General features: G+C 60.2%; 10 protein-coding genes and 1 riboswitch. Of the genes, 1 reads left to right on the top strand and 9 read right to left on the bottom strand.

Annotation, left to right across the window (positions count from 1 at the left end; genetic code table 11):
- The 3 genes from D8U69_RS15235 to ltaE all read right to left on the bottom strand — a co-directional run.
- Positions 1–1,204: aspartate kinase (locus D8U69_RS15235; protein ID WP_130907638.1), on the bottom strand; the 1,204-nt coding region annotated here is incomplete at its 3' end.
- A 91-nt stretch (positions 1,205–1,295) separates the two neighbouring features.
- Entirely contained in the window at positions 1,296–3,917 is a 2,622-nt protein-coding gene (gene alaS, locus D8U69_RS15230; protein WP_130907637.1) for an alanine--tRNA ligase, read from the bottom strand.
- A 146-nt stretch (positions 3,918–4,063) separates the two neighbouring features.
- On the bottom strand, positions 4,064–5,068 hold the full coding sequence (gene ltaE / locus D8U69_RS15225) for a low-specificity L-threonine aldolase (RefSeq protein WP_130906390.1): 1,005 nt from the start codon (positions 5,066–5,068) through the stop codon (positions 4,064–4,066).
- Positions 5,069–5,264: 196 nt separating this feature from the next.
- Positions 5,265–5,435, top strand: a riboswitch (FMN riboswitch).
- A gap of 102 nt (positions 5,436–5,537) precedes the next feature.
- On the opposite strand from ltaE, the gene D8U69_RS15220 reads away from it, so the two are divergent.
- A complete protein-coding gene (locus D8U69_RS15220) occupies positions 5,538–6,050 on the top strand; it encodes a 6,7-dimethyl-8-ribityllumazine synthase (protein WP_056852552.1) in 513 nt (170 codons plus the stop codon).
- Positions 6,051–6,184: 134 nt separating this feature from the next.
- Here the strand turns inward: D8U69_RS15220 and astE are convergent, their stop codons facing one another.
- The 6 genes from astE to aruF form a co-directional block, all read right to left on the bottom strand.
- Positions 6,185–7,195 (bottom strand): succinylglutamate desuccinylase, encoded by a 1,011-nt coding sequence (gene astE / locus D8U69_RS15215; RefSeq protein WP_130907636.1) that lies wholly within the window; start codon positions 7,193–7,195, stop codon positions 6,185–6,187.
- Positions 7,196–7,207: 12 nt separating this feature from the next.
- Positions 7,208–7,498, bottom strand: coding sequence for a hypothetical protein (locus tag D8U69_RS15210; RefSeq protein WP_056852554.1), 291 nt, complete (start codon positions 7,496–7,498; stop codon positions 7,208–7,210).
- A gap of 61 nt (positions 7,499–7,559) precedes the next feature.
- The gene (gene astB / locus D8U69_RS15205) at positions 7,560–8,906 is read right to left on the bottom strand and encodes an N-succinylarginine dihydrolase (protein ID WP_056852555.1); all 1,347 of its coding nucleotides are present in this window, start codon (positions 8,904–8,906) and stop codon (positions 7,560–7,562) included.
- 159 nt (positions 8,907–9,065) lie between these two features.
- Complete coding sequence (gene astD, locus D8U69_RS15200) at positions 9,066–10,532, bottom strand: succinylglutamate-semialdehyde dehydrogenase (protein ID WP_130907635.1); 1,467 nt, start codon at positions 10,530–10,532, stop codon at positions 9,066–9,068.
- Positions 10,529–11,557, bottom strand: a complete 1,029-nt coding sequence (gene astA, locus D8U69_RS15195; protein WP_130907634.1) for an arginine N-succinyltransferase — start codon at positions 11,555–11,557, stop codon at positions 10,529–10,531. The genes astD and astA overlap by 4 nt, the downstream gene beginning before the upstream one ends.
- 79 nt (positions 11,558–11,636) lie before the next feature.
- Positions 11,637–12,656, bottom strand: coding sequence for an arginine/ornithine succinyltransferase subunit alpha (gene aruF, locus D8U69_RS15190; protein WP_056852558.1), 1,020 nt, complete (start codon positions 12,654–12,656; stop codon positions 11,637–11,639).
- Between the last annotated feature and the right edge of the window lie 81 nt (positions 12,657–12,737).

Raw genomic sequence — 12,737 nt, 5'->3', positions numbered from 1 at the left:
CCGTGTGCAGAGCGCGCACAGCCAGTTCCAGGTATTTCTCTTCGATCACTACGGAGACTTTGATTTCCGAAGTCGAGATCATCTGGATGTTGATGCTTTCCTTGGCCAGAGCTTCGAACATGCGACTGGCGACGCCCGCATGAGAGCGCATGCCAACGCCGACAATCGACACCTTGGCGATCTTGGTGTCGCCGATGACTTCACGGGCACCGATCTCGGCAGCGGTCTTTTCCAGTACGGTTTGCGCCGCCTGGTAGTCGTTGCGGTGTACGGTGAAGGTGAAGTCGGTGGTGTTATCGTGCGCTACGTTCTGCACGATCATGTCGACTTCGATGTTCGCGGCGCTGATCGGGCCGAGAATCTTGAATGCTACGCCCGGGGTGTCTGGCACGCCACGGATGGTCAGCTTGGCTTCATCGCGGTTGAAAGCGATGCCGGAAATGATCGGCTGTTCCATGGTTTCCTCTTCATCAATAGTAATGAGGGTGCCCGGACCCTCCTTGAAGCTGTGCAGTACGCGCAGCGGAACGTTGTACTTGCCAGCGAATTCCACCGCCCGGATCTGCAGCACCTTGGAGCCGAGGCTGGCCATTTCCAGCATCTCTTCAAAGGTGATCTTGTCCAGGCGCTGAGCCACGGAGACCACGCGCGGATCGGTGGTGTAGACGCCGTCGACGTCGGTGTAGATCTGGCATTCGTCAGCCTTCAAGGCTGCTGCCAGTGCCACGCCGGTGGTATCGGAACCGCCACGACCGAGGGTGGTAATGTTGCCGTGCTCATCGACGCCCTGGAAACCGGCGACAACCACCACACGACCGGCTTTCAGATCACCGCGGATCTTCTGGTCATCAATCTGCAAGATACGCGCTTTGTTGTGCGCGCTATCCGTGAGAATCCGCACCTGGTTGCCGGTATAGGACACCGCAGGCACACCGCGCTTGATCAATGCCATGGCCAACAGGGCAATCGTCACCTGCTCACCGGTGGAAACGATCACATCCAGCTCGCGCGGAACCGGTTGATCGCCGCCACTGATTTGCTTGGCCAGATCGATCAGACGGTTGGTTTCGCCGCTCATTGCAGACAGCACAACCACCAGGTCATCGCCGGCATCGCGGAATTTTTTAACCTTGTCGGCGACCTGCTCGATTCTCTCGACAGTACCGACCGAGGTGCCTCCAAATTTCTGTACGATCAAAGCCATTTCAAAGCCGCCTCTGCCCATGAAGGGCGCCCAAATAATCACTCAAACAGCGTTCCGGCCCGCCACTAGACTGCGAGCCGGAGGCGCTGCCTTATAGACCCTGCTCTACAAACGGAACGGTCAGAGCCAGTGCCGTATCCAGAGCGCTGGCGTCGGTACCGCCGCCTTGCGCCATATCCGGACGACCACCACCCTTCCCGCCCACTGCCGCAGCGGCTTGCTTCATCAAATCACCGGCTTTGAGTTGGCCAGTCAGGTCTTTGGTTACGCCTGCAACCAGAACGACCTTTTCCTCATGGACACTGCCGAGCAGGATCACTGCGCGGCCGAGTTTGTTTTTCAGCTGATCGACCAGCGCCAGCAGCGCTTTGCCGTCCTGACCGTCCAAACGCACGGACAGCACCTTCACGCCTTTGACATCCAGAGCCGAAGCCGACAGATCGTCGCCTGCCGCGCTGGCTGCCTTGGCCTGCAACTGCTCGAGTTGCTTTTCCAGCTGACGGTTGCGCTCCAGCACAGCCGACAGCTTGTCGATCAGGTTGTCGCGGCTGCCCTTGACCAGGTTGGCCGCTTCCTTGAGTTGTTCTTCTGCCGCGTTCAAGTAGGCCAGCGCCGCAGCACCGGTGACTGCCTCGATACGACGTACACCAGACGCAACACCGCCCTCGCTGATGATTTTCAGCAGGCCGATGTCGCCGGTACGGTTGGCGTGGATACCGCCGCACAGCTCGACGGAGAAATCACCCATGCTCAGCACGCGAACGTTGTCGCCGTACTTCTCGCCGAACAACGCCATGGCGCCTTTCTGCTTGGCGGTTTCGATGTCGGTTTCTTCGGTTTCAACGGCGGAGTTCTTGCGAATCTCGGCGTTGACGATTTCTTCCAGCGCTTTCAGCTGTTCAGGCTTGATCGCTTCGAAGTGGCTGAAGTCGAAGCGCAGGCGCTGACTGTCGACCAACGAACCTTTCTGCTGAACGTGATCGCCCAGCACTTGACGCAGCGCGGCGTGCAGCAAGTGAGTGGCCGAGTGGTTCAGCGAAGTCGCGTGACGCACTTCGGCGTCGACATGAGTCTCCACCGGAGCGCCCACGATCAGGCTGCCCGAATCCAGCACGCCGTGGTGCAGGAACGCACCACCGGTCTTGGTGGTGTCGCGCACGTCGAAACGTGCAGCACCGGCTTGCAGGAAGCCGCAATCGCCAATCTGACCACCGGACTCCGCATAGAACGGCGTCTGATCGAGGACGATCACGCCCTCCTGGCCTTCGCTCAGTACGTCAACCGATTGCCCGTCTTTATAGATAGCAACGATTTTGGCGGAACCGCTGTGAGCGGTATAACCGGTGAACTCGGTATCGACATCAACCTTGACCAGGCTGTTGTAGTCCATGCCGAAGGAACTGGCGGAACGCGCACGCACGCGCTGGGCTTCCATTTCACGCTCGAAACCTGCCTCGTCGAGGGTCAGGTTGCGCTCACGGGCGATGTCGCCGGTCAGGTCCATCGGGAAACCGTAGGTGTCGTAGAGTTTGAACACCACATCGCCCGGCACCACGTCGCCTTTGAGTTCAGCCAGATCCTGTTCAAGGATTTTCAGGCCCTGTTCCAGGGTCTTGGCGAATTGCTCTTCTTCGGCTTTCAGCACGCGCTCGATGTGCGCCTGCTGGGATTTCAGTTCCGGGAACGCTTGGCCCATCTCGGCGACCAGGGCCGCAACGATCTGGTAGAAGAAGCTGCCCTTGGCGCCCAGTTTGTTGCCGTGACGGCAAGCGCGACGGATGATCCGGCGAAGTACATAGCCGCGACCTTCGTTTGACGGCAATACGCCATCAGCGATCAGGAAACCGCAGGAACGGATGTGGTCAGCCACCACTTTCAACGAAGCCTGGGCGTCGTTGGTGCAGCCGATGGCCTTGGCCGAAGCGCTCAGCAGGCTCTGGAACAGGTCGATTTCATAGTTCGAGTGAACGTGCTGCAGTACGGCACTGATCCGCTCCAGGCCCATGCCGGTGTCCACCGACGGTGCTGGCAGCGGGTGCAACACACCATCGGCGGTGCGGTTGAACTGCATGAACACGTTGTTCCAGATTTCAATGTAGCGGTCGCCGTCTTCTTCCGGCGAACCCGGTGGGCCGCCCCAGATGTCGGCGCCGTGATCGTAGAAAATCTCGGTGCAAGGTCCGCACGGGCCGGTATCGCCCATGGTCCAGAAGTTGTCGGAAGCGTACGGCGCGCCCTTGTTGTCGCCGATGCGCACCATGCGCTCGGCCGGAACGCCGATTTCCTTGGTCCAGATGTCGTACGCCTCGTCATCGCTGGCGTAGACGGTGACCCAAAGCTTTTCCTTGGGCAGGTTCAGCCATTTGTCGGACGTCAGGAAGTTCCAGGCGTAAGTGATGGCGTCACGCTTGAAGTAGTCACCGAAGCTGAAGTTGCCCAGCATTTCGAAGAAGGTGTGGTGACGGGCGGTATAACCGACGTTTTCCAGGTCGTTGTGCTTGCCGCCGGCGCGCACGCATTTCTGGCTGGATACCGCGCGGGTGTACGCGCGCTTTTCCTGGCCCAGGAAGCAGTCCTTGAACTGGTTCATCCCCGCGTTAGTGAACAGCAGGGTTGGGTCGTTGCCCGGAATCAAAGAGCTGGAGGCTACACGGGTGTGGCCTTGCTCTTCGAAGAAGCGAAGGAAGGCTTCACGGATTTCTGCGCTTTTCATTAGGTTCTTCCACGGAGGCTGCGGCCAAAGGCCTGTTCGAAACGTCAACAGACGAAGCGACGGCAAAGGGCCGCATTATATCGGCCCTGCGCGCGGGGTACAGCGTGTTTATACGATAGAAACAGTCAATTGGAGCGGTAACGCTATCACTTACGGGAAAAGTCGACGAATGTCGCGACGACCTGCTCGATTTGCGCCTGGCTGATATCCATGTGCGTGACCATGCGCAGACGTGCGGCGGCACTGAGCTTGATACCTCGCTCAGCAGCAAAAGACTTGATCACCTCGGCCTTGTCGCCCATCGATACGTAAACCATGTTGGTCTGAACCGGCTCGACTTCGTAACCTGCCGCGCGCAGGCCTTCGGCCAGCCATTGCGCATTGGCGTGATCGTCAGCCAAGCGCTGAACGTTGTGATCCAGGGCATACAGGCCTGCTGCCGCCAGAATCCCGGCCTGACGCATCCCGCCACCGACCATCTTGCGCAGGCGCCGGGCCTTGCCGACCAACTCGACCGAGCCGCACAACACCGAACCGACCGGCGCCCCCAAGCCTTTGGACAGGCAGACGGAGACGGAGTCGAAATGCTGAGCGATTTCCCGGGCGTCGACGCCGAGTTTGACCGCTGCGTTGTACAACCGCGCTCCGTCCAGATGCAGTTGCAGCCCATGCTCACGGGTAAAACGGCGAGCCCGAGCCAGATACTCCAGAGGCAGCACCTTGCCCTGCATGGTGTTTTCCAGCGCCAGCAAGCGAGTACGGGCGAAGTGGAAATCATCGGGTTTGATGGCGGCGGCGACCTGATTCAGATCCAGCGAGCCATCGGCCTGCACTTCCAGCGGTTGCGGCTGGATCGAACCGAGAACGGCTGCACCGCCTCCTTCGTACTTATAGGTATGGGCCTGCTGTCCGACGATGTATTCGTCGCCGCGCTCGCAATGGGCCATCAGGCCCAACAGATTGCTCATGGTGCCGGTCGGCACAAACAGGGCTGCGGCAAAACCGAGGCGCTGGGCCAGTTCGGCTTCAAGACGGTTGACGGTCGGATCTTCACCATAAACGTCATCCCCCGTGGCGGCAGTGGCCATCGCGTCGAGCATGCCGGCGGTGGGTTGGGTGACTGTGTCGCTGCGAAGATCGATAACGCTCATGAATCTGGCCTCGGTAAGCAGGGGAAATCCCTTTCAGAAAGAATTACTGCGGTCATGCCAATGAATATTCAACCCTGGCGCAAGGATATTGCCCACTAATACAGCGAAATACTCGATAACAATCATCCAAAAGCACCGATGCGCACGCAGGAAATATGTGTTAAAAACGCTGCGCCGCCAAACTTTACGGCGGCAAAAACGTTCTCAGGGCGGGGTGCAACTCCCCACCGGCGGTAATTGCGCGCAATGCGCATAGCCCGCGAGCGCTTGATGGCAGCACGGCTTCGGCGGTGCCTGACAGCAAGGTCAGCAGACCCGGTGTGATCCCGGGGCCGACGGTCATAGTCCGGATGAAGAGAGAACGGGATTGGCGCCAAAGGGCTGCCCGCAGACACTCACGTCGGCGCGCATACCCTTAAATCCCATTCGATTCATATGCCCTGTTTTTTACACAAACAGGAGTCAGAACATGCAACCCACCGCAATCGATAGCAAGAGCAAACACCATCAGGGCGAGCGCGTAGCGTTCATCCAGGCCTGCTGGCACAAGGATATTGTTGATCAGAGCCGTAAAGGCTTCGTCGCCGAAATGATTGCCCAGGGTTATCAGGAATCCGATATCGACTTCTTCGAAGTCGGCGGTGCGTTTGAAATGCCCCTGCACGCCAAATTGCTGGCCAAGACCGGTCGTTATGCTGGCATCGTTGCCGCAGCCCTGGTGGTCGATGGCGGGATCTATCGCCACGAGTTCGTTGCCCAGTCGGTGGTCAGCGGCCTGATGCAGGTTCAACTGGAAACCGAAGTGCCAGTATTCTCGGTGTCTTTGACCCCGCACCACTTCCATGCCGGTGAAGAACTGCATCACAAGTTCTTCTTCGAGCATTTTGTGCACAAAGGCCAGGAAGCGGCGAAGACGTGTGCCGACACGTTGAGCAAGATCCGTGCGTTGCGTCGTACTGAGCCGCGTGCGGTAGCTGTTTAAAGGCTAAATTGATCGTTCCTGCGCTCTGCGTGGGAATGCAGCCCGTGACGCTCCGCGTCACATGCAATGGCGGACGCAGAGCGTCCATTGAGGCATTCCCACGCGGGAGCGTGGGAACGATCATTGCGCGAACGTCAGGCGAGGTTTTCGTCGCTGGTCGGCACGATCAGGATGCCGGCGCGCAGCCCGTTCTTCACCTTGGGGTTCGGGAAGATGATCCGGGCGCCCTCTTCTTCGATGATCCAACGGGTGTTGGCGATGTCTTCGGCCAACAGGTAACCCACTTCCAGTTCCGAAAAATTCTCGATATCCGCTGGCAGGTTAAGCCGGAAGCTGTCGCTGTGCTTGATGATTTCCCGTGCCACGCTGAACAGCTGCAAACCGTCCAGCACCTGCGCCGCCAAATCAGGCTCGGTGCCTTCGATGATCTGTTTGAGACGGGTTTCCAGCCGGGAGACGTTCACCCCGTCGTTCTGCCCGAACGGCCGAGCCTTGCCCAGTTCAAGGGTGAAGGACTCGGCACCGAGTTTGTCGTAGGTATAGGAGCTGAAGACGATGGACGGCTTGTTCTGCAACAGCACCGCTTCCATGCCGGCGGCACGCAGCCGGGCCAGTTCCTGGCGCGAATGCTGGCGATCTTCCTTCCACGGATACAAGGCGAACTGCTCGATTTTCGAACCGCGAATCGCAGTGTGCAGGTCGTAGTGCAGACGCTGGCGATCCGGCAGGCTGAAGAAACTTGCCGCCAGCCGTTCGAGCTCACAGGCGCGCAGCGCTTCGGAGCCGCTGCTTTGTTCGTGACGACCGTTGAACAGTCGATTGACGTCCTGCTCGACGAAACGCTCGCCCTTGCGAATCGCTTCCGGGTTGCCGAACAGGAACAGAATTCTTGCACGCGGCTTGAGGTCGCCGCGGGCAATGTCGTGCAACAGGCGATCGAGCAACTCGATCGGCGCTGTTTCGTTGCCATGGATCCCCGCCGACAGCAGCAGGTCCAGGCCGTTGTCGCGAGCTTCAGGGGGCCGGACTTCCAGCGCCCCTTCGCTCAGCCAGCGCATGCGCACGCCTTCGACAGTCAGTTGAGTCTTCTCCGCCGGTTCGCGGCCGGCGAGGGTCAGTTCAAGCAGTTTGCCGAGGGCGAGCATAGAGCTGTTTCCTTAGTGGTCGTGATTGCAATCCGGGCCGTGAACATGATCCTCGTCGTCGCCAGGTTCAGCCGGTTCCATTTCCAGTTGCAGACTTACCAGATTAGTCGCCAATGGGCGCAGCAGCAGGTTCGCGTATTCGGCGTCACCTTCTTCGACGTCCACGCCGATCAGCAATTGGCCGCGGCCGTCTTGCTGGATCCACAGCTCTTTGCCTTGCCACAGGACCGCAACGCGGGTGCAGGAAGTTTCCAGTTGCGTGCCGTCGGTGTCTTCAAGGATCAGCTGCAGGGTATCGCTCATGTGTTTTCGCTCTCGTTTGAGATGAAGCGGCGCGCCGTCATGCGCGGCAGCGCGCCGTCGATCAATTGATCTGGAATGGATAAACCGCGCCCAGTTTAAGGATTTGCGTCAGTTCATCCAGTGCCGTCCGGCACTCAAGCAGCAATTGCGGGTCCGCCAGATCGTTTTCGGTCATGCGGTCGCGGTAGTGCTTCTCGACCCATTCGGTCAGAGTGCCGTACAACGGTGCCGTCATGATAACGCCTGGATTGACCGCCGCCAGTTCGGTTTCGTTGAGCGCGACACGCAACCTCAGGCAAGCAGGGCCGCCACCGTTCTGCATGCTTTGCTTGAGATCGAAGACTTTTACTTCGCGGATCAGGCCGCCGGAGCTGGTCAAACCCTGCAAGTACTGCCAGACGCGCTCATTGCCACGGCATTCTTCCGGCACGATCAACAGCATCGAGCCGTCAGGTCGCGACAGCAGTTGGCTATTGAACAGGTAGGACCGAACGGCGTCTTCCACGCTTACCGCGGAACGCGGAACACACACGGACTGAAATTTCCCACCGACTTTGGCGAGTTTGCTCTGCAATTCGGCGAGCATCTTGTCCGTCTCGAGGAAAGCGTCCTCGTGATAGAACAGCACTTCGCCGTTGCCTACGGCGATCACGTCGTTGTGGAACACGCCCTGGTCGATCACCGATGGATTCTGCTGGGCATACACCACGCCGTCATCGCTCAAGCCATGCAAGCGGGCCACGGCCTGGGACGCTTCGAGCGTCTGGCGTGCCGGGTATTTCTGCGGTGCCGGGTAGCGGGTATCGAACGCACTGCGGCCGAACACGAAGAACTCGACGCCGGCTTCGCCGTACTCGCGGCAGAAACGCGTGTGGTTGGCCGCGCCTTCGTCACCGAACTGCGCCACGGCCGGCAACGCGGCGTGATGAGCGAAGTGGTTCTGGTCGGCGAACATCGCACCCAGCACGCGGCTGGTGGTCGGGTGTTCGATGCTGCGGTGATATTTGCAGTTGAGGTTGGCGGCGGTGAAATGCACACGACCGTCAGCCGTGTCGGCGCTCGGGCTGACGGTGGCGGCGTTGGCTACCCACATGCTCGACGCCGAGCAACTGGCGACCAGCAATGGCATGGCTTCCTTCGCAGCACGCTCAATGACCTGGGCGTCGGTACCGGCAAAACCCAGGCGACGCAATGCCGCCACGTCCGGGCGCTCTTGTGGCGCCAGCACGCCCTGCTGGAAACCCATTTCCATCAGCGCTTTCATCTTCGCCAGGCCTTGCAGCGCGGCTTCCTTGGGATTGGAAGACTGCTGGCTGTTGCTCTGGGACGCGACGTTGCCGTAGGACAGGCCGCCGTAGTTATGGGTCGGCCCCACTAGACCGTCAAAATTGACTTCATAGGATTTCATCAGCGAGGCTCCACGAGAATCTGTTGTTATGGCTTCAGTACATTCTTTGAGACCGAGGTGTGGCCATCGCTGGCAAGCCAGCTCCCACAGTGACTGCGTCGTACACAAGATGTGTGAACGCCACCGACTTGTGGGAGCGGGCTTGCCCGCGATTGGGCGTTACACCATCTTCACGCCAGGCGTGAGAGCGGCAGGCAACACCAGGCTCGGGGTTTCCAGCGAGGCCACCGGGTACGCGCAGTAATCCGCCGCGTAATAGGCGCTGGCGCGGTGGTTGCCCGAGGCGCCGACGCCGCCGAATGGCGCGCTGCTCGCGGCGCCGGTCAGTTGCTTGTTCCAGTTGACGATACCGGCGCGGCTTTCCAGCCAGAACTGCTGGTAACGCGCTTCGGAGTCCGACAACAGGCCGGCGGCCAGACCGTAGGCGGTGTCGTTGGCTTCAGCGATCGCCGCTTCAAAATCAGCGTAGCGGATCACTTGCAGCAACGGGCCAAACAGCTCTTCGTCAGGACGATCGGCCACAGCGCTCACATCGAGGATGCCGGGGGTCAACAACGCCGACTGCGCCTGTGGCTGAGTCATTTCCAACAGTGCCACGGCGCCATTGGCCAGCAGATGTTCTTGTGCATCCATCAACGCTTTCGCGGCAGCGAGGGAAACCACCGAGCCCATGAATGGCGCCGGTTGCTGATCGAATGCGCCGACTTCAATCGTCGAACTGACGGCCACCAGGCGCGCCAGCAACGAGTCGCCCCATGCGCCTTGCGGCACCAGCAAGCGGCGCGCGCAGGTGCAGCGTTGACCGGCGGAAATGAAAGCCGATTGAATGATGGTGTACACCGCAGCATCGAGGTCGGCGACCTGATCAACCACCAGCGGGTTGTTGCCGCCCATTTCCAGCGCAAGAATCTTGTCCGGACGACCGGCGAATTGCTGATGCAGGTGATTGCCGGTGCGGCTGGAACCGGTGAAGAACAGCCCGTCGATGCCCGGGTTCGCCGCCAGGGCGATACCGGTTTCGCGTGCGCCTTGCAGCAGGTTCAACACGCCGGCCGGCAAACCGGCCTCGATCCAGCATTTGACCGTCAGTTCGGCGACTTTAGGGGTCAGTTCGCTTGGCTTGAACAGCACTGTGTTACCGGCCAGCAGCGCCGGCACGATGTGACCATTGGGCAAGTGCCCAGGGAAGTTGTAAGGACCGAACACCGCCACCACGCCGTGTGGCTTGTGACGCAGTACAGCGGTGGCATCGCCCAGCGGGCCGCTCTTTTCGCCAGTGCGCTCGCGATAGCTCTGCACCGAGATCGCGATCTTGTTGACCATGCTGGTGACTTCGGTCGCGGCTTCCCACAGCGGTTTGCCGGTTTCTTCACCGATGGTGCGCGCGAGTTCGTCGGCGTTGTTTTTCAACGCAGCGGCGAAGGCTTCCAGTACCGAAATACGCTCTTGCAGCGAGCGACGCGCCCAATCCGGAAACGCCTGCCGTGCGGCTTGCACGGCCGATTCCACTTGATCAACGGTGGCGCCGCTGCCGGACCACAGCACTTGCTGGGTCACCGGGTTGAGCGACTCAAAGGTTTCACCCTGGCCTGCCAGCCATTCACCTGCGATGTATAGCGACTTCATTGTTTCGACTCCCGGGCAGCGGACAACGCCACGGCGCGCACTTGATCGCCTGCGTTGAGTTGAAGACGTTTGGCGGTCTGCGGATCGACCACCAGCGTACCGGCGGCCAGACGTGCCGGCGCGGCCGTGATCCGACAGTCTTCGCGTTTGCGGTTGTGAATGATGAACGGCGTGGCGTCGTCACCCGGCGTGCCGATGGCCAGCACCAGCGCCTGGCTGTCGCGCACGGCGCGGATCTTTCCGGTTTCGCATTCGATGGCCGGGCCGGCGTCGAAGATGTCGACGTAGCCCTGGTAGCTGAAACCTTCGCTCTTGAGCATCGACAATGCAGGCTCGGTGTCGGGGTGAACCTGACCGATCACGTTGCGCGCATCCGGCGACAGGAAGCAGGTGTACAGCGGGAACTTCGGCATCAGTTCGGCGATGAACGCTTTGTTGCCCACGCCGGTCAGGTAATCCGCCTGGCTGAACTCCATTTTGAAGAAGTGTCGACCCAGGCTTTCCCAGAACGGCGAACGCCCGGCTTCATCGGAAACGCCACGCATCTCGGCGATGATCTTGTTGCCGAACAGTTGCGGGAATTCGGCGATGAACAGCATCCGCGCCTTGGACAGCATGCGACCGTTGAGGCCACTGCGGTAATCGGCGTGCAGGAACAGCGAGCACAGCTCGGAGTTACCCGTCAGGTCGTTGGCCAGGAACAACGTCGGGATCTCACGATAGATGTTCAGCTCTTGCGAGGCGCTCACCGTCAGGCCGACGCGGAAGTTGTACCACGGCTCGCGCAGACCGACGGCACCGGCGATGGCGGAAATACCCACCACGCGGCCGTCGTCGTCTTCGAGCACGAACAGGTAGTCCGCATCGCCCCGCCCTGCTTCGCCGCGGAACGTCTTTTCGGCCCAGCCGACACGATGGGCCAGACGTTCTTCGTTGGCCGGCAAAGTGGTCAGGCCGGTGCCAGTGCTGCGGGCCAGGTCGATCAGAGCGGGTAAATCGCTGCTGCGTACGGGACGAACGATCATGCTATCTCCTCAAACGGGCCGCTTGCGCCACCCGTGAAACTTCGCTGCTTTTCTTGCAAGCATTCAGGCCAGGCAGGCGTTAAACCGCCACCAGGCGCACGCTCGCACCTTCGCCGACGCCCAGGGCTTCGGCCGCTTCCAGATCCAGGGTCACGGGTTTGCCCGGCGCGTAGTCGAGCTCGAGCATCACGGCGCGGTAATCCTGCAACTGGGCATTGGCCACCAGGTACTGACGACCGACACCTTTGACCGGCTCGCCGATTTTCACCGGCACGACGCGGCTCTGGGCGATCGAACGGATCCCCGAGACGCGGGCATGCAGGGTCGGGCCGCCGTCGAAAATGTCGATGTAGTGATCGGTCTCGAAGCCTTCGCGCATCAGGATGTCGAAGGTGATCTGCGCCCGTGGGTGCACCTGGCCCATCGCTTCTTGCGCGGAGTCCGGCAGCAGCGGCACATAGATCGGGTAATGCGGCATCAGTTCGGCGAGGAACGTACGGCTCTTCAAGCCGCACAAGCGCTCGGCCTCAGCGTAGTTGAGGTCGAAGAAGTTGCGACCGATGGCGTCCCAGAATGGCGAGTCGCCGTTTTCATCGCTGTAACCGACGATTTCGGTTACCACTGAATCGGCAAAACGCTCCGGGTGACTGGCGACAAACAGCAAGCGGCCACGGGAATTGAGCTCGGCCCAAGGCGAACCCACCAGTTCACGCTGCACGTAGAAACTGGTCAGCAAGCTATTGCCGGTCAGGTCGTGGCACTGCGAGAGCACATGGATCTTGTTGTGGATCTTCAGCTCGCGAGAGGCGTGTACGAACGTTTCGTTGCGGAAGCTGTAGAACGGCTCGGAATAACCGGCCGAAGCCACGATGGCCGAGCAGCCGACCAGTTTTGCGGTGGCACTGTCTTCGAGAACGAAGAAATAGCTTTCTTCACCGTTGAAGCTCACTTCGGCAGCGAACGAGGCTTCGCTCGCGGCGATCTTGTCGCTCAGGCGTTCAACGTCATCCGGCAAGGAAGTGACACCAATCGGGCTGTCCGCAGCCAGACGCTGTACCTCGCCCAGATCAGCCATTTGCGCGGGGCGCATCACCAGCATGGTGTCACTCCTTTTCTCTTAAGATATCTATAGAAAACATGCCCGAATCCTGTGGGAGCGGGCTTGCCCGCGATGGCGTCC

The organism is Pseudomonas sp. Sample_16 (genome assembly GCF_004307665.1).
Classification (GTDB): Bacteria; Pseudomonadota; Gammaproteobacteria; order Pseudomonadales; family Pseudomonadaceae; genus Aquipseudomonas.
This window is presented reverse-complemented; position numbering and strand designations above follow the sequence as displayed.

Excerpts from the sequence above, each read along its gene's own strand:
- astA (WP_130907634.1), bottom strand. The coding sequence starts at position 11,557 with ATGATCGTTCGTCCCGTACGCAGCAGCGATTTACCCGCTCTGATCGAC.
- ltaE (WP_130906390.1), bottom strand. The coding sequence starts at position 5,068 with ATGAGCGTTATCGATCTTCGCAGCGACACAGTCACCCAACCCACCGCC.
- astD (WP_130907635.1), bottom strand. The coding sequence starts at position 10,532 with ATGAAGTCGCTATACATCGCAGGTGAATGGCTGGCAGGCCAGGGTGAA.
- astB (WP_056852555.1), bottom strand. The coding sequence starts at position 8,906 with ATGAAATCCTATGAAGTCAATTTTGACGGTCTAGTGGGGCCGACCCAT.
- D8U69_RS15220 (WP_056852552.1), top strand. The coding sequence starts at position 5,538 with ATGCAACCCACCGCAATCGATAGCAAGAGCAAACACCATCAGGGCGAG.
- alaS (WP_130907637.1), bottom strand. The coding sequence starts at position 3,917 with ATGAAAAGCGCAGAAATCCGTGAAGCCTTCCTTCGCTTCTTCGAAGAG.
- D8U69_RS15210 (WP_056852554.1), bottom strand. The coding sequence starts at position 7,498 with ATGAGCGATACCCTGCAGCTGATCCTTGAAGACACCGACGGCACGCAA.
- astE (WP_130907636.1), bottom strand. The coding sequence starts at position 7,195 with ATGCTCGCCCTCGGCAAACTGCTTGAACTGACCCTCGCCGGCCGCGAA.
- aruF (WP_056852558.1), bottom strand. The coding sequence starts at position 12,656 with ATGCTGGTGATGCGCCCCGCGCAAATGGCTGATCTGGGCGAGGTACAG.